The organism is Microbacterium sp. 67-17, assembly GCF_001898325.1.
Lineage (GTDB): Bacteria > Actinomycetota > Actinomycetes > Actinomycetales > Microbacteriaceae > Microbacterium > Microbacterium schleiferi.
Genome location: NZ_MKTR01000013.1, coordinates 118,396 through 134,823, shown reverse-complemented (window position 1 = coordinate 134,823; position 16,428 = coordinate 118,396). Strand labels below are relative to the sequence as shown.

13 protein-coding genes, 1 tRNA gene and 1 other RNA gene are annotated in these 16,428 nt (G+C 66.6%); 5 read left to right on the top strand and 10 right to left on the bottom strand.

All coding sequences use genetic code 11. The annotated features are described in order from the left end of the window. Both BGO47_RS05840 and BGO47_RS05835 read left to right on the top strand, forming a co-directional pair. Positions 1–1,356: helicase C-terminal domain-containing protein (locus BGO47_RS05840; RefSeq protein WP_292709451.1), on the top strand; the 1,356-nt coding region annotated here is incomplete at its 5' end. An 87-nt stretch (positions 1,357–1,443) separates the two neighbouring features. After that, a complete protein-coding gene (locus BGO47_RS05835; RefSeq protein WP_292709449.1) occupies positions 1,444–2,538 on the top strand; it encodes a DNA-processing protein DprA in 1,095 nt (364 codons plus the stop codon). Position 2,539: 1 nt separating this feature from the next. Here the strand turns inward: BGO47_RS05835 and BGO47_RS05830 are convergent, their stop codons facing one another. From BGO47_RS05830 to BGO47_RS05800, 7 genes are all read right to left on the bottom strand, one after another. Further along, on the bottom strand, positions 2,540–3,220 hold the full coding sequence (locus tag BGO47_RS05830) for a hypothetical protein (RefSeq protein WP_292709447.1): 681 nt from the start codon (positions 3,218–3,220) through the stop codon (positions 2,540–2,542). After that, positions 3,186–3,551: a helix-turn-helix domain-containing protein gene (locus BGO47_RS05825; RefSeq protein WP_211255132.1), complete on the bottom strand. Its 366-nt coding sequence runs from the start codon at positions 3,549–3,551 to the stop codon at positions 3,186–3,188. Before BGO47_RS05825 ends, BGO47_RS05830 begins: the two co-directional genes overlap by 35 nt. A gap of 75 nt (positions 3,552–3,626) precedes the next feature. After that, positions 3,627–4,949, bottom strand: a complete 1,323-nt coding sequence (locus BGO47_RS05820; RefSeq protein ID WP_292709444.1) for a tyrosine-type recombinase/integrase — start codon at positions 4,947–4,949, stop codon at positions 3,627–3,629. Next, positions 4,949–5,173, bottom strand: coding sequence for a DNA-binding protein (locus BGO47_RS05815; protein WP_102209750.1), 225 nt, complete (start codon positions 5,171–5,173; stop codon positions 4,949–4,951). The genes BGO47_RS05820 and BGO47_RS05815 overlap by 1 nt, the downstream gene beginning before the upstream one ends. A gap of 282 nt (positions 5,174–5,455) precedes the next feature. Beyond that, a complete protein-coding gene (locus tag BGO47_RS05810; RefSeq protein WP_292709439.1) occupies positions 5,456–8,449 on the bottom strand; it encodes a bifunctional [glutamine synthetase] adenylyltransferase/[glutamine synthetase]-adenylyl-L-tyrosine phosphorylase in 2,994 nt (997 codons plus the stop codon). A gap of 17 nt (positions 8,450–8,466) precedes the next feature. After that, on the bottom strand, positions 8,467–9,804 hold the full coding sequence (gene glnA / locus BGO47_RS05805) for a type I glutamate--ammonia ligase (protein WP_292709437.1): 1,338 nt from the start codon (positions 9,802–9,804) through the stop codon (positions 8,467–8,469). A 22-nt stretch (positions 9,805–9,826) separates the two neighbouring features. After that, a complete protein-coding gene (locus BGO47_RS05800; protein WP_292709435.1) occupies positions 9,827–10,039 on the bottom strand; it encodes an SPOR domain-containing protein in 213 nt (70 codons plus the stop codon). 72 nt (positions 10,040–10,111) lie between these two features. Between BGO47_RS05800 and ppgK the strand changes: the two genes are divergently transcribed. After that, a complete protein-coding gene (gene ppgK / locus BGO47_RS05795) occupies positions 10,112–10,909 on the top strand; it encodes a polyphosphate--glucose phosphotransferase (RefSeq protein WP_292709433.1) in 798 nt (265 codons plus the stop codon). A 31-nt stretch (positions 10,910–10,940) separates the two neighbouring features. Here the strand turns inward: ppgK and rnpB are convergent. The 3 genes from rnpB to BGO47_RS05780 form a co-directional block, all read right to left on the bottom strand. Beyond that, positions 10,941–11,299, bottom strand: an RNA gene (rnpB, locus tag BGO47_RS05790) — RNase P RNA component class A. Between the two features lie 72 nt (positions 11,300–11,371). Next, positions 11,372–12,103, bottom strand: a complete 732-nt coding sequence (locus BGO47_RS05785) for a C4-type zinc ribbon domain-containing protein (RefSeq protein ID WP_292709431.1) — start codon at positions 12,101–12,103, stop codon at positions 11,372–11,374. A gap of 1 nt (position 12,104) precedes the next feature. Further along, a tRNA-Val gene (locus BGO47_RS05780) sits at positions 12,105–12,177 on the bottom strand. Positions 12,178–12,386: 209 nt separating this feature from the next. On the opposite strand from BGO47_RS05780, the gene aceE reads away from it, so the two are divergent. Then, the gene (gene aceE, locus BGO47_RS05775; protein WP_292709429.1) at positions 12,387–15,116 is read left to right on the top strand and encodes a pyruvate dehydrogenase (acetyl-transferring), homodimeric type; all 2,730 of its coding nucleotides are present in this window, start codon (positions 12,387–12,389) and stop codon (positions 15,114–15,116) included. A 10-nt stretch (positions 15,117–15,126) separates the two neighbouring features. Next, positions 15,127–16,344 (top strand): PucR family transcriptional regulator, encoded by a 1,218-nt coding sequence (locus BGO47_RS05770; RefSeq protein WP_292709427.1) that lies wholly within the window; start codon positions 15,127–15,129, stop codon positions 16,342–16,344. Positions 16,345–16,428: the final 84 nt, after the last annotated feature.

Sequence of the window (16,428 nt, the reverse complement as noted above, 5' to 3'; positions counted from 1 at the left end):
GGGTCGCTCCAGCTCGTGTTCTCCGATATCGGCACCCCGAACCAGGACAGGTGGAACGCCTACGACGAGCTGCGGCAGCAGCTCGTGCAGCGCGGCATCCCCGCCGAGCAGGTCAGATACATGCACGAGGCGAAGACCGACGTGGAGAAGGCCCGCCTGTTCGCCGCAGCCCGTGCCGGCCACGTCGCCGTGCTCCTCGGATCGACGGAGAAGATGGGTGTCGGCACGAACGTCCAGGCCCGCGCCATCGCGCTGCACCATCTGGACTGCCCGTGGCGGCCCTCCGACATCGCGCAGCGCGACGGTCGCATCATGCGGCAGGGCAACCAGAACGAGGAAGTGGCGATCGTCCGCTACGTCACCGAGCGTTCCTTCGACTCCTACATGTGGCAGACCGTCGAGCGGAAGGCCGCGTCGTTCGCGCAGCTCCTGCGCGGCAAGATCAACGCCCGAGAGATCGAGGAGATCGACACCTCCGCGTTGTCCGCAGCAGAGGCCAAGGCAATCGCCTCCGGCAATCCGCTCCTGCTGGAGCACTCCGTCATCCTCAACGAGGTGAACCGGCTCCGCCGCCTCCAGCGCGCGCACGAGCGCAACGAGGACATGCTCGTCCACACCGGAAACCGCGCCCGGTCAGCCGCCGAGCGCGCCGCCGCGGACATTCGCGGGCTGGAAGCCGCTGCCCCGCGGATGATCGACACGAGCGGCGACAGGTTCCGCATCACGCTCGGCGCGCGCGACTACGACTCCCGCTCCGAAGCCGCCCACGCCCTCGCCGCATGGATGGGCGACTCCGGGCTGAAGTGGCTGCCGCGGTACGGGCACAAGGACTTCGGGATCATCGGCCGCATCTCAGGCTTCGACATCCACGTCGAGGCCCGCTCCGGGCTCGCCGCCCTCGATGTGACCCTCTCCCTGCCCGAGGTGCCCCGCTCGGGATTCACGCTGCCGAAGGAGTCATTCCTTGAAGCCGGGCTCGGGCTCGTGCAGCGCATCGAGAACCGCGTCAGCGGCATCCCCTCCCTTCTCGACCAGGCCCGCGAAGACCTGGAAGAAGCCGAGCAGACCGTCGCCGACACCCAGCAGCGCCTCGGCCAGCCCTTCCGCCACGCACAGACCCTCGCCGACGCCGAGGAAGACCTCGCCCGCGTCGAGTCCCAGCTCGCCGCGATGCAGGACGAGCCCCGCCCCGAGCCTGACTCACTCGAGTCAGAGCGCGTCGAGCTAACCATCGAGGCTGTGCGCGGCTACCAGCCGAACCTGGGGTCGCGGGAGGGAGCCGTCACGGTGACGGTCGAACCGTTCGACTCCAGCGATCCGACGCGACAACCCCCGAGCAGTACGCCGTCCCTGTAGCCGCCACTGCCGAGCCGCCTCCGGGCGGCACCACGGGTGCACCTCTCTCGTGAGGCCAGGTGCCTGGACAGCGGAGAGGACGCGAACATGGAGACGATCGAATCGCTCACCACCAATGAGCGGAGCGCCAGGATCGCGCTCGCCATCGCCTTCGAGCCGGGCGAGGCCACCACCGCCGCGGTGATAGCCGCGGTCGGGGCCCAGGAGACACTTCGCCTCCTCACCTCGACCGAGCCTGTCCCCGGCGTCGATACGGAGGCTGCCGCGCTCTGGCGAGACCTCGCCGCTCCCCGGCTCAGGCCCCAGGCGTTTCAGCAGGTCATCGACGCAACCCAGCGTCACCGCCTGCACGTCTCGATCCCCGGCGATCCCGAGTGGCCCGAGGGCTTCGCCATCGGCGGCGTCACCCCGCCGCTGGCGCTGTGGGTGCTCGGTGAGGTCGACACCCTCCGAACCCCCGTCCAGCGGCTCGTCACGCTCACGGGATCTCGCGCCGCGTCGAGCTACGGCGAGTTCGTCGCCGCCGAGCTTGCGACCGGAGCCGCTGAGCGCGGCGGCATCGTCGTCGGTGGAGGCGCCTACGGCGTCGAGGCCGCCGCCCACCGGGGCGCGCTCAACGCGGGCGGTAAGACCATCGCCGTCCTCGCTGGCGGCCTGGACAGGCCCTACCCGGCGGGCAATCAGCAGCTGTTCGAGCGCATCGCCGCGAACGGCGCTCTGCTCAGCGAGATCCCGCCCGGATGCGCGCCGACCAGGCTGCGCTTCGTGCAGCGCGCACGGCTACTCGCCGCACTCTCGGACACGAGCGTCATCGTCGAGGCAGGCGTCCGCTCTGGCTCGCTCCTGGTCGCCGCTCGCGCCGCCACCTTCGGCCGCGATGTCGGGGCTGTGCCTGGCCCGATCACGAGCGCCACCAGCTCAGGCCCACACGAACTGCTGTGCAGCGGGACAGCGCGGATCGTCACCGGAGCCCACGACATCCAGATGCCGGAACCCCCGGCCTCCGACGGCCTGAACGCACCCGGCGTCCAGACAAGCTGCACCGAGCTGACCGTCGAGACCGTGCGCACCTACGAGCCGAACCTGGGCTCGCGAGAGGGCACGGCACGGGAAGACGACTCCCCCGCCTTCGTCGCCGCGACGCCCGCGGCCACGCTGTCGGGCAACGCCCCGCGGCTGTAGCTCAGCGGCACTCCGGGCCGAGCCCGTCGATGACCGTGGCCGGATCCGCGACGATCCGCTCGCAGCGCAGGCAGCGCGTGCCGCGGAAGATCACCTCCGGCTCGCCGTGGATGCCGCGCTCGGGCTCGACCTCGTAGAGGTCAGCGTGTGTGGCGAATAGGCGCGGGTGGTTCTTGGCGATGGCGGCATGGAACTGCGCGGGCGTCGTCGGTGGACTCACCTGGAGTTCCACGAATCGCCGGATGACAAAGGTGTACGCCGCGCGCGTCAGACGCTCCGCAAGGAACAGGTCGGGGTTCACCGCCGAGATGCCGACGCTGGCAAGATCGGCCAGCCCGTAGTCGTCCACATCCTCGGTGACGATGAATCGCGCCCCGGCCGCTTCCGCGTCGGCAACGAGTTGGCGGTCCTTGGCGTCCGTGGCCTCGAACCGCCTCGCCACGTTCCCGGTAGGGGTCAACTCGCCGCCGTAGCGCCGCCGCAAGTCCACGGGCCGGGTCGCGTTCGGGCGCATGTGGCGGGCAGCCTCCGCCTCGGCGGTCGCGCTCCATCCCACGACGAACCCGCTGCGGCTCGCGCCGACCATCAACAGGGTGCGTGTGACGGGCTTGGCTACGACATTCGCATCGAGGAAGACGAAGGTCACGTCACCGGGTGCCGAAAAGGTCTTCCCGGAGGTCATCGCGCACCAGCTCGATCACGTCGCCCATCGCCTGGTCCCACCACCGCTGGTATTCCTCGTAGGGGATGCGGTTGCGGTTGCCGACCTTGACGGCGTGAATCTCCCCCGCCTTGATCTTGCGAGAGATAGTGGAGCGCGACACCCCGGTCAGCGATGCGACCTGCTCCGGGGTGAGCATCCGCTGCTTCGCCGTCAACGTGACGGTCTCGCCCTCGGAGGCCGCGCGCTGGACGTACTCCGCCACCTTCTCCAACCAGGCGGGGAGCTCCGAAGTCTCCCGCGCGCTGGCGCGCACGTCCTCGGGGTCGATCGTCAAGGGTGCCGGGGTCATGCTCACATCCTACCTCCACCTGCACAGTCAGCGAAGCGTATCTGTGCATCATCAGTTCTCCCTCTTCGCGGCAGTTCATGCGTCGATGCCCGCGAACACCTCGTCGAGCGCATCGGCCGCGACTTCGACGATGAGATCAGGGCGCTTCGCGTAGTGCCCCTCGGTGATCGCCGCGTCACTGTGCCCGAGCAGATCGCGTGCGACCTCGACGCCGGCCGTGTCCGATACCGCCGCAGCGACGGCCTTGCGGAGGCTACGGAAGGTGAGGTGCTCGGCATCGACCCCGATAGCCAGCAGCTCCGGCTCGAACTCGCGGCGGAACATCCGCAACAGTTCGCCGACCGCGCTGGGATCGCGCGGACGGCCGCGCTCGGTAGTGAACAGGACGTCGTCTGGATTCCGTTCGGGATCGGGAACGTGGCTCGCCACGAGTTCACTCAGAACCTTGGCTGCGAACTTCGGAACGCGAACCCAACGCTTCTGCCGCTCCGCCTTGGGCGAGTCCTGACGGAACAGACCGCGGGACTTCGTGCGAACCATCGTCCCGCCCACCCAGACGAGTGCCTCCATCGTCAGGCTTCCGTCCGGCTGCTCCACCGCCTCGAACCGCACGTCCTGGAACCGGATCGCAATCGGCTCCGCGGTCCTCTCGGAGGTGCCGAGCGTGATGAGGATGTAGTCGGCGAGCAGCTTGTAGTTGGGCCGACGGCCCACCGGATAGCGCGTCCGATGCCGCTCCGGCCACACGTCGCGGATGAGATGGAGGACGTACTTTACCTGCACCGCGTCGAGTTCGAAGTACACCGTGTCCGGCTCATCCGCTCGCCTGGTCGCACGGATCGGGTTCGCCACAACGACCGCTCCATACCGCGTCTGCTGGATCGACCCGGCAGCCGAGAAGTGCCCTTGCTGGATCGCCCAGTCGAACATGAGCGACATCACGTTCCGCACCTTGTTCGCGGTCGTCACCGACTTCTCTCGTGCGATGTCCATGAGCAGACCGTCGGCGCGGTCGGCGGTGATGTCGGCAATGGGGATGGCACCGGCACGCGGGATGACATGCGCTCGGACCACCGATGCGTAGCCATCGACCGTCTGCTCGCGGCGCTGGCGCAGCACCCGTGGATCGTCGTCGTGATACGCCGTCTTCAGCCACGTCGTCGCCAGCTCTGCGACGGTCATGAACTGCGTTCGTCGCGCCAGGACTCGACCGACAGCGACATCAGCCGCCTCCTGCAACGCGGCCAGCGCCTCGGCCTCGGTCGCTCCGCTGCCGCTCGGACGGCGCTCATGCCCGTTGCCGTCATAGACCCGTCCTCGCGCGATGACGAGACCGCTCGGCTCGACGGTGTAGGTCACCTTGCCGAGTTCGCCGAGTGCGCGCTTCGGCCGCGCCATCAGTCGCCCGCCCTGTCCGTCGGGGCCACGATCCGCCCGGCGATGAACGCTTCGACATCCTCATCGCGGTAGCGGACGTTGTGCGACGAGAGTGCGACGAACGGCAATCCGAGACCTCGGCTGCGCGCACGCTCGGTCCGCCAGTCAGCGAGCGTCCTGATCGGGATGCCCGTGTACTCTGCAAGCTCCTGCGGAGTCCAGAGGCGGGGGCGGTCGTCGCTCATACCAATGAGGTAGGCGGCACCACCCGTCGTCCTCCAGCGAACCCCGTAGGACGGCCAAGAATCCGCAAAACGGACAGGTTCTCGGACAGCGGCAGCAGCGACCCACCCCATGCTTAACATCGCACTTCCCTGTATTCACAGGGGAGTACGATCCTGTGGGACACCCTCCGGTTCTCAGATCCTCAAGCCGAGCTGTACTTCGGCGTCTGAGACCCGGTACGACGAAAGCCCCGCATCCGATTGGATGCGGGGCTTTCGCGTGAACTGACATCGCCCGCCGACTCAGCCGTAAAAGTACTTCTCGAACACCCGCCTGGCACGCCGGGTCGCACCCAAATAGTCCTCTTCCACCTGGGATGCCGAGTGGGGCGGATACTCAAGCAGGCGCGCGAGGCCGTCGAGCTTCTGTCGGTCGCTGGGCAGGACATCGCTCGTCTGCGCTGAAAGCAGCGTGTTCGCAGACCGCAGCCGACTCGCGAGCACCCAGGCGTGTCGCAGGCGATCTGCAGCGCTCACGGGAAGGAGACCATGCGTCACGAGGGCGTCCAGTGCGCGCAGTGTTGATGTCGTGCGGAGATCGGGCACCGCGTGCGCGTGCTGAAGCTGGAGAAGCTGCACGAGCCATTCGACGTCGCTGAGAGAACCAGGACCGAGCTTGAGATGGCGAGCCGGATCGATCCCCTGCGGGAGCCGCTCGTTCTCGACGCGGGCTTTGATGCGCTTGATCTCTCGCAAACCGTTCTCATCGGCTCGCTCGGGATAGCGGACTGTGTCGGCGAGCTCCGTGAAGGCACCGATGAGCTTCACACTGCCTGCCACACCCCGCGCGCGAAGGAGCGCCTGCGCCTCCCAGGAGAGTGACCACCGCTGGTAGTAAGCCGCGTAGGAATCCAGAGACCGGACCATGGGGCCCGACCTCCCCTCGGGTCGAAGGTCGGCATCCAGGTCGAGCGGGAGCCTCAGGTCCTCCGAGTGCTGACGAAGACCTGCAACAAGCGCGCCGGCCAGCTGCGCAGCACGGCTCTCGTCCACGCCGTTGGCGCGGTAGACATAGAGAACGTCGGCGTCCGAGCCGAAACCGAGTTCCGACCCGCCGAAGCGGCCCATAGCAATGACCGAGAAGTCAAGGGCGTCGTCCTCGGGAGGCACGACGTCGCGGCGTACTGCCCGGAGTGTCGCCTGGATCGTCACCTCGGCGATCGTCGTCAACGCCTCGGCGATCTCGTCTATGGACAGGATGCCAAGAACCCCGCCCATTGCGGTGCGCAGCACCTCCCGTCGACGCAATGCCCGCACCGCCCGAGCTGCATCCTCGATAGAAGTGTGGCGAGTTTGAATGGCCCGCGCTTCTTCTTGCAGCGCCACGCCTGATCGCGGTCTCAGCTGGTCTTCGCCGTCCAGCCAGGCTGCCGATTCCGGAATCCATTCGACGAGCTCTCCGACGTATCGCGAACCGGAGAGCACACGCGTCAGGCGTTCAGCCGCACCCGTGGAGTCCCGCAGCATTCGAAGGAACCACGGAGTATCGCCGAGACGCTCACTCAGGCGTCTGAACGAGATCAGACCGTAATCGGGATCGACGCCGTCGGCGAACCAACGAATCATCACAGGCATGAGGTGGCGCTGGATTGTCGCCTTTCGACTGAGCCCTGTCGTGAGCGCGCGGATGTGGCGAAGAGCGCCAGGCGGATCGCGGAAGCCGATCGCCGCGAGCCGATCATGGGCCTGGTCCTCGGACAGGGCGCGCTCTTCGGCGGGTAGTGCTGCTACGGCCGACAGCAACGGCCGGTAGAACAGCCGCACGTGAATATCGCGGACTTCCCGTTTGATCGATTCCCACTGAGTGACGAGATCTGCGCCGGTATCCGCGAGACCGGACGAACGCGCCAAGACCCGCAACTCGTCGAGATCAGTCGGCATGAGGTGCGTGCGTGAGAGCCGACGCAACTGCAGACGGTGCTCGAGGAGCCGTAACAGCCGGTAGTCGCGCGCGAATGCTGCAGCATCCGTGCGCCCGATGTACCCCTCGGTCACCAGCGCATCGATCGCCGCGAGCGTGCCCCGTTGCCTGATCGCCTCGTCGCTCACGCCATGCACCAGCTGCAGCAACTGCACAGTGAACTCCACGTCGCGGATGCCACCCGGACCAAGCTTGATCTGCTGGGCCACCTCGTCGGGCGGGATGTGGTCTGTGACGCGCTCGCGCATCCGCTGAACGCTGTCGACGAAGTTCTCGCGTGTGGCGCTCGCCCACACACGCGGCCGGACTGCGTCGATGTACGCATCTCCGAGGGCTCTATTGCCCGCGATGGGCCGCGCCTTCAGAAGTGCCTGGAACTCCCAGCTCTTCGCCCAGCGCTCGTAATAGGCAACGTGCGATTCGAGCGTGCGCACGAGAGCTCCCTGTTTGCCCTCGGGTCGCAGGTTCGGATCGACCTCCCACAGCGGCGGCTCGATCTCGACACCAGAGATGCCTCGCATGGTCTGGACGGCCAGTCGGGTGCCGATGTCGACGGCGCGGGCCTCGGAGACAAGGGACTCGTCATCCGTTCCCGCAACGAAAATCACGTCTACGTCAGAGACATAGTTCAGTTCGCGGGCCCCGCACTTGCCCATCCCGATGATCGCGAACTGCGTCGCATCGACCTGCTCGCGCGAGAACTGGCCAGCGGGTCCCCCCGTCGAGATGCGGGTCCTGGCGATGCACAGGGATGCCTCGAGAGCTGCGCCCGCAGCGTCGGCGAGTGCAGCAGACACAGTGTCCAGGACTGCCTCCGGGGCAACGTGCGACAGGTCGAACAGCGCAATTCGGGCCAGTTCCGTCCGATACGCAATCCGCAGCCGAACCCAGGCAGCCTCGGACCCGTCGTCGGCAAACCCTCCCTCCACCCCGACTGCACTTAGGAGAGCCTCACGAAGCTCGGCTTCATTGGGCAGGCTGTCAGCCCCTCCCTCAAGCTGCACGATTTCGCGCGGATGCCTGCCGTAGAACTCCCCGAAGCCTCGTGAAGCCCCGAGCAGCAACCACAGGTGGGCCCAGCGTCGCTCATCGAGCGCCGCTACCCGGAGGGCGTCACAATCACGACGCGCAACCCGGAGAAGAGCCTGCAGCGCCGCGTCGGGGTCGGCAGCGTTTGTCGCAGGAGCCGCGATCTGGGCTCGGTCGATCCCGAGCGACCCAGCAAGTTCCGTGAGGCCAGCATCAGCCTGAGCGAGCTCGCTGAAGCCCACGCGCGCGAGCTCCGTCAGACCCGTGGTCCGTTCGGTGGATGCCATCGGCGGTCCCGCGCGCGTCAGAGCATCTCGAGGTTGCTCTTCAACTCGTACGGGGTGACCTGCGCACGATAATGCTGCCAGTCACGACGCTTATTCAGCAGAACGTAGTTGAACACCTGCTCACCGAGGGTCTCTGCCACGAGTTCGGAGTCTTCCATGTACTCCAGCGCCTGGTCGAGGCTAGCCGGGAGCGGTGCGTACCCCAAGGCCCGGCGCTCGGAATCGGTGAGCGACCAGACGTTGTCCTCCGCCTCGGCCGGCAACTCGTAGCCTTCCTCGATGCCCTTGAGACCGGCAGCCAGGAGCAAGGCGTACGCGAGGTACGGGTTGGCCGCCGAGTCCAGAGCACGATACTCGACGCGCGAGGACTGACCCTTGTTGGGCTTGTACATCGGGACGCGCACGAGCGCTGAGCGGTTGTTGTGTCCCCAGCAAATGAAGCTCGGCGCCTCGTCGCCGCCCCAGAGACGCTTGTACGAGTTGACGAACTGATTGGTGACGGCGCTGATCTCATTTGCGTGGCGCAGGAGCCCCGCGATGAACTGCCGTCCAACCTTCGACAGTTGGTACTGGGCGCCCTCTTCGTAGAAGGCGTTCACATCACCCTCGAACAGTGACATGTGAGTGTGCATGCCGCTGCCGGGTTGACCGCTGAGGGGCTTGGGCATGAACGTTGCGTAGACGCCCTGCTCGATCGCGACCTCTTTGATGACCGTGCGGAAGGTCATGATGTTGTCCGCTGTCGCCAGCGCATCTGCGTAGCGCAGGTCGATCTCGTTCTGCCCGGGACCACCCTCGTGGTGGCTGTACTCGACCGAGATGCCCAGGTCTTCCAGCATCCGCACCGACCGGCGACGGAAGTCGTGCGCTGTGCCGCCGGGAACGTTGTCGAAGTATCCAGCGGAATCGACCGGATCGGGGCCATCGGCTCCGTACGCCGACGACTTGAGAAGGTAGAACTCGATTTCGGGATGCGTGTAGAACGTGAATCCCGCGTCCGCGGCCTTTGCGAGGGTCCGCTTGAGCACATGGCGAGGGTCGGCGACAGCAGGCTGGCCATCGGGAGTCGTGATGTCGCAGAACATGCGCGCGGTCGGGTCGATCTCACCGCGCCACGGCAGGATCTGGAACGTCGTCGGGTCGGGGTGCGCCAGAAGGTCGGACTCGTAGGAGCGGGTGAGCCCCTCGATCGCGGAGCCGTCGAAGCCCAGGCCTTCCGTGAACGCGCCCTCAACCTCGGCTGGCGCGATGGCCACCGACTTGAGCGTGCCGATCACGTCGGTAAACCACAGGCGCACGAACTTGACGCCGCGCTCCTCGATCGTGCGAAGAACAAAGTCCCGCTGCTTGTCCATGGAGGTCCTCTCGGTACGAACGTCAGTGGGCGGCGCTGCCGCCGGAGCCCCAGGAGTCTTCGCGGGCTTCGTCATCGGCCCAGGCGCGCGAACGCTCCTTCATGATCTCCGGCGCCCGAGCCGCCTCTTCTGCGGTGTCGAACGGACCGGCACGGTCGACCGCGGGCGATTCGAAGCCCTTCTCCACCTGACCAGTGGTCAGGTTGTACCAGTACTTCTCGGCGTCAGCGGACACGTCTGCTCCCTCGGTGGGTTCCGTTGACTCGATCCTACTGATCAGAGGCGCGCGGATGGGTAGGCTGATCGCATGGCATCTGACCTGACCCGCGCAGTGGGCATCGACATCGGCGGCACGGGAATCAAGGGAGGTGTTGTCGACCTCGAAGCGGGTGAGCTCGTCACCGATCGCATCAAGGTGCCCACTCCCCCGGGAGCGGAGCCGCCCGCGGTGCTGGAGGCCGTCAAGCAGGTTCTCGACACGCTCGAGGTCGCGGACACCGACATCCCTCTGGGCGTTGCATTCCCCGCGATCGTCAAGAATGGCAAGACCCTGTCGGCAGCGAACGTCTCCGACAAGTGGATCGGGTTCGAGGCCGAGAAGTTCTTCGAGGACGGCCTGGGCCGCGACATCCATTTCGCTAACGATGCGGATGTCGCAGGGGTTGCCGAGGTCCGTTACGGTGCCGCGAAGGGGGTCCAGGGCCTCGTTCTGCTCACGACCCTCGGCACGGGTATCGGCTCGGCCATGATCTACAACGGTGTCCTCATTCCCAACTCCGAACTCGGCCACCTCGCCCGTCCCGGCAAGGACAAGGACGCCGAGTATTACGCCGCCTACTCCGCGATGGAGCGCGAGGAACTGTCATGGGAGAAGTGGGCCAAGCGGCTCCAGTGGTACTACAGCCACCTGGAATTCCTCTTCTCCCCCGACCTGTTCGTCGTCGGCGGCGGGGTGTCGAAGCACCCGGAAGAGTTCCTGCCGCTGCTGAAGCTCAACACCCCGATCGTGCCGGCCGTGCACCGCAACAACTCCGGAATCATCGGCGCAGCCGCGCTCTCGCTCGGGGCGATGCCTCAGTTGGCCCAGACCACCGCCGCGGACTGAATCCGTCAGGCGCTGCAACGCGTCAGCCGGGCGAATGGGCCGGCCTGTACGCCGGGTTCTGTTCGGGAGCTGGTGCTCCGTCGACGGTCATCTCTCTCGGCGACGCGTTGCCGCGCCGCTCTAGCGGCCTACCCGGGGACTCGGCGAGCCGCGTCGTCATCCCCTGTCTGGCCTTGCTCCGGACGAGGTTTACCGTGCGAGCCGTGTCACCACGACTCCGGTGGTCTCTTACACCACCCTTTCACCCTTACCGGGACGAGCCCGGCGGTCTGCTTTCTGTGGCACTGTCTCGCGGATTGCTCCGGGTGGGTGTTACCCACCGCCCTGCCCTGTGGAGCCCGGACGTTCCTCGGCGCGGCACTGCCGCGACGCGACCGTCCGGCCGACCCATTCGCACCGCCGAGTCTACGCGGCAGCTTTCCGATTCAACTCAACGCCGAGGCGGACGCAGCGCAGCGGGGTCTAGAGCCCGGACTCTTCCGTGCGGACGAGGATGCAGCCGCACTCTGGGCAGGTCACGACGGCCTCCGGCGCGGCGGCGCGCAGAGCACTGAGGTCGCTGCCCGCAAGGACCATGTGACACCCACCACAGGTCTGTCGGGTCAACAGGGCGGCACCGGCACTGCGCTGGGCGAGCTTGTCGTAGAGGCCGAGAAGATCGGGGTCAACCGTGGATGCGACAGCCTCGCGATCCCGGGTCGCCGCCGCCTCGTCGGCCTGGGCCGCTGATACCGCAGCCTTGGCGCCGGCACTGAGTGATGCGCCCTCCTCGTTGACCTCGCGCAGTCGAGCTTCCAGGCCCGCGACGATCTCTTCAGCTGCCTCCGCCCGCTCCATCGCCTCGAGGTCCGCGTCCTCGAGATCGCTCTTTCGCCGCGCCAGCGCGGCGAGCTCGTGCTCGAGATTCTGCGCCTCTTTGGCGTTGGCAGAGTCGGCGAGCCGTGTGGCGTCCCGGGCGATACGCGCCTCGACCACCTTCAGGTCGTCGTCGAGGCGACGTTGCTCTGCGCGGACGTCATCGACAGCTCCCCGCGCGCGAACGAGGTCCTGGTTCAGCTCTGTCCGCGTCTGCATCAGCTCTGAAATCCGAGCTGCCTGTTCAGGTGAGCGTGCCGCAGCAGAAGCAGCGCGGGTGCGGGCATCGAGGGCAGCAACCTCGAGAAGACGGCGCTGATCGTCGGGACTCGCATTCATGTGGGCCCTGCCGGGATCGAACCGACGACATCCACGGTGTAAACGTGGCGCTCTACCAGCTGAGCTAAAGGCCCTCGAGGCGAGTCTACGGGGCGGATGCGGCATCCACCGTTTCTGCTGAGACAGCTGTGGCTCATCGACCGCTCCCACCGGATGCGGGAATCGCTAGGCTGGGTCGTGGTCTGCCATACAGATACGCGCACGACCAGACCCTGCGGTGCTTACCCTGCAGCGCTCGGCCGCCCGTTCGTGGCACACCCTGCCCGTCGAAGAAAGGTTTCACGTGACCGTCAACGATCAGGATCCGTACTCGCAGGGGCCGCTGGACAGCGACCCCGACGAGACCACGGAGTGGCAGGAGTCCCTGCAGCAACTCGTCTCGGCCAAGGGCCAGGGGCGAGGCAGAGAGATCATGCTCAGCCTGTTGCAGACCTCGCACGAGCTTCAGCTCAACGTGCCGCAGGTGCCGACCACGGATTACATCAACACCATCTCGCCGGATGCTGAACCCGATTTCCCCGGCGACGAGGAGTTGGAGCGCCGCTACCGACGCTGGATTCGCTGGAATGCGGCGATCACGGTCCACCGCGCCCAGCGCCCCGGCATCAGCGTCGGTGGTCACATCTCGACCTACGCTTCCTCTGCATCGCTCTACGAGGTGGGCTTCAACCACTTCTTCCGCGGCCCGGACCACCCCTCCGGCGGCGACCAGATCTTCATCCAGGGGCACGCCTCCCCCGGAACCTACGCTCGTTCGTTCCTGGAAGGACGCCTGACCGAGGCCCAGCTCGACGGCTTCCGGCAGGAGAAGTCGGCGGCGCCCAACGGCCTCCCGTCGTACCCACACCCACGTCTGATGCCTGACTACTGGCAGTTCCCGACCGTCTCGATGGGGCTCGGCCCGATTAACGCGATCTACCAGGCGATGACCAACAAGTACCTGACAAACCGTGGCATCAAGGATGTCGGCGACAGCCACGTCTGGGCATTCCTCGGTGACGGCGAGATGGACGAGGTCGAAAGCCGCGGCCAGCTTCAGGTCGCCGCGAACGAGGGCCTGGACAACCTCACGTTTGTCGTCAACGCGAACCTCCAGCGTCTCGACGGGCCGGTGCGCGGCAACGGGAAGATCATCCAGGAGCTGGAGAGCTTCTTCCGGGGTGCGGGCTGGAACGTCATCAAGGTCGTGTGGGGAACCGGCTGGGACGAGCTGCTCGCCAAAGACACCGACGGCGCACTCGTGCACCTCATGAACACCACCCCGGACGGTGACTTCCAGACCTACCGTGCTGAAGATGGGGCGTTCATCCGTGAGCACTTCTTCGGCCGCGACGAGCGCACCGCAGCCCTCGTGAAGGACTGGAGCGACGAGGAGATCTGGGGCAAGCTGCGCCGCGGTGGTCTCGACTACCGCAAGGTCTACGCCGCCTACAAGGCAGCAGTCGAGCACAAGGGCCAGCCCACCGTGATCATCGCCAAGACGATCAAGGGCTACGGTCTCGGCCATCACTTCGAGGGACGCAACGCGACCCACCAGATGAAGAAGATGACGCTCGAAGACCTCAAGCACTTCCGCGACTCGATGCGTATCCCGATCTCGGATGCCCAGCTCGAGGAGAACCCGTACCTGCCGCCTTACTACAACCCCGGCCCGCAGGACGAGACGATCCAGTACATGATGGAGCGACGCCGCGCGCTCGGCGGCTTCCTTCCCCAGCGACGGACCTCGCACACCTCGATCACGCTGCCGGGCGACGATGTCTACGCGCTTCCGAAGAAGGGCTCGGGAACGCAGGAAGTCGCCACGACGATGGCGTTCGTGAGGCTCCTGAAGGATCTGCTGCGCGCCAAGGGCTTCGGCAACCGCATCGTGCCGATCATTCCGGACGAGGCGCGGACGTTCGGTATCGACGCGTTCTTCCCGACCCAGAAGATCTACAACCCGCACGGCCAGAACTACACGTCGGTCGACCGCGATCTGCTTCTTGCCTACAAGGAGAGCCCGCAGGGTCAGATCATGCACGTCGGCATCAACGAGGCCGGCGCGCTGGCGGCGTTCACCGCCACGGGGACGTCCTACGCAACGCACGGCGAGCCGCTGATTCCCGTCTACGTCTTCTACTCGATGTTCGGGTTCCAGCGCACTGGCGACGCGCAGTGGGCTGCCGGTGACCAGATGACACGGGGTTTCGTGATCGGTGCGACTGCGGGAAGGACAACCCTGACGGGTGAAGGTCTGCAGCACGCCGACGGCCACTCCCACCTTCTGGCCTCAACGAACCCGGCAACGGTGTCGTACGATCCGGCGTACGGGTACGAGATCGCGCACATCGTGCAGTCGGGCCTGGAGCGGATGTACGGCGGGCACCACCCCGATCCCGACGTCATGTACTACCTCACGGTCTACAACGAGCCACTCGTGCAGCCCGCGGAGCCCGAGGGCGTGGATGTCGAAGGCATCGTGCGCGGCATCCATCGCATCTCCACCGCCGAGGGCGACGGCCCGCGTGCGCAGCTGCTCGCCTCGGGGGTCGGTGTGCCGTGGGCACTCGAAGCCCAGCAGTTGCTGCGCGACGATTGGGGCGTTCAGGCCGACGTGTGGTCGGTGACGTCGTGGACGGAGCTGCGCCGCGACGGCCTTGCCGCCGACGAGCACAACTTCTTGCACCCCGAGAATGAGCCTCGCCGCGCCTACATCAGCGAGAAGCTGCAGGATGCCGAGGGCCCCGTGGTCGCCGTCAGTGACTTCATGCACGCCGTACAGGATCAGATCCGTCCGTGGGTTCCGGGGCGCTTCGCAACGCTCGGCGCCGATGGCTTCGGGTTCTCGGACACGCGTCCGGCAGCACGACGCTTCTTCAAGATCGACGGCCCCTCGATCGTGGTTCGCACGCTGCAGGCACTGGCTGAAGACGGCGTCGTCGACCGGGCCCTTGCCGGCCAGGCGATCCGCAAGTACGACCTGCACAACGTCAAGGCTGGCACCAGCGGAAACGCAGGCGGGGAGAGCTGACGACCCGGCCATGACAGCGCATCCCACCGACAAGGCCGAGACTCTGGCGTGGCTACGCCGCATCTCGGGGGATCTCGCCACCGCGACGATCCAGCGGCTCGAGCAGAGCCTGCCCTGGTACTCCGAGATGCCGCCTGCGCGTCGGTCCGCGGTGGGCCTGGTGGCCCAGGCCGGTATCACGTCATTTATCCAGTGGTACGACGATCCGCAGTCGACGCCGTGGATCGCCGCAGACATCTTCGCCGCTGCGCCCCGAGAACTCTTGCGCAGTGTGAGCCTGCAGCAGACGCTTCAGCTCATCCGTGTGTCAGTGACGGTGACCGAAGAGCGGATCGCGAGCAAGAGCGAGAGCCTGCGTGAGGCGATCCTCCTCTACTCGAGGGAGGTCGCCTTCGCGGCGGCCGACGTGTATGCCCGAGCCGCCGAGGCGCGCGGGCTGTGGGATGCACGGCTGGAAGCTCTCGTCGTGGATTCGATCCTCACGGGCGAAACCGACGAGGAGCTGCCGAGCCGGATTGCGGCGCTCGGATGGCACGGCCACGGAGAAGTCGCTGTTCTGGTGGGCACGACACCGCCACAGTTCGACGTCGACCAGCTGCGCCGAACCGCACGCAAGCTCGGCGTGGATGTGCTCATCGGGGTGCAGGGATCCCGATTGGTTCTGGTGATCGGGAGGTCAGAGCCGTCACCGCGCTCAGAAGACGCCGAGCAGGACTTGCCCTTCCCCGAGATCGCTCGGCGCCTCGAGCCCGGCTTCGGGCCGGGATACCTCGTGCTCGGCCCCGCGGTGCCGGCGCTGGTCGATGCCAGCATGAGCGCCCGCGCAGCACTGGCGGGATTTGCCGTTGCCCGCGCATGGCGGCATGCGCCGCGGCCGGTCGAGGCCGATGACCTGCTTCCGGAGCGCGCGCTGGCCGGTGATCCGTTGGCCAAGCAGACGTTGATCGAACGCATCTACCGTCCCCTGCACGCGCATTCGACGGATCTTGTCACGACCCTGTGGAGCTACCTCGACAACGGTCGGTCGCTCGAGGCCACGGCGCGCGAGCTGTTCGTGCACCCCAACACGGTGCGCTATCGCCTCAAGCGCGTCTCGGAGGTCATCGGATGGGATGCCACGGGTCCCCGCGAGGCCCTCATCCTCCAGACCGCGCTCATCCTGGGTTCGATGGGCACCGAGTCAGTGCGACGCCGACCTGCCGCGCTGCACCGCCGCGTATCAGCGTGATCGTGTAGACGCGCGACAAACGAATGCGCGGTTTCTCGATCAGAATCTCCAGAATGACCTCTCGACACGCTGGCAGGATGGGAT

Coding starts and splice junctions, on each gene's coding strand:
- BGO47_RS05835 (WP_292709449.1), top strand. CDS start 1,444: ATGGAGACGATCGAATCGCTCACCACCAATGAGCGGAGCGCCAGGATC.
- BGO47_RS05820 (WP_292709444.1), bottom strand. CDS start 4,949: ATGGCGCGGCCGAAGCGCGCACTCGGCGAACTCGGCAAGGTGACCTAC.
- BGO47_RS05770 (WP_292709427.1), top strand. CDS start 15,127: ATGACAGCGCATCCCACCGACAAGGCCGAGACTCTGGCGTGGCTACGC.
- ppgK (WP_292709433.1), top strand. CDS start 10,112: ATGGCATCTGACCTGACCCGCGCAGTGGGCATCGACATCGGCGGCACG.
- glnA (WP_292709437.1), bottom strand. CDS start 9,804: ATGGACAAGCAGCGGGACTTTGTTCTTCGCACGATCGAGGAGCGCGGC.
- BGO47_RS05815 (WP_102209750.1), bottom strand. CDS start 5,173: ATGAGCGACGACCGCCCCCGCCTCTGGACTCCGCAGGAGCTTGCAGAG.
- BGO47_RS05810 (WP_292709439.1), bottom strand. CDS start 8,449: ATGGCATCCACCGAACGGACCACGGGTCTGACGGAGCTCGCGCGCGTG.
- BGO47_RS05830 (WP_292709447.1), bottom strand. CDS start 3,220: ATGACCTCCGGGAAGACCTTTTCGGCACCCGGTGACGTGACCTTCGTC.
- BGO47_RS05785 (WP_292709431.1), bottom strand. CDS start 12,103: ATGAATGCGAGTCCCGACGATCAGCGCCGTCTTCTCGAGGTTGCTGCC.
- BGO47_RS05825 (WP_211255132.1), bottom strand. CDS start 3,551: ATGACCCCGGCACCCTTGACGATCGACCCCGAGGACGTGCGCGCCAGC.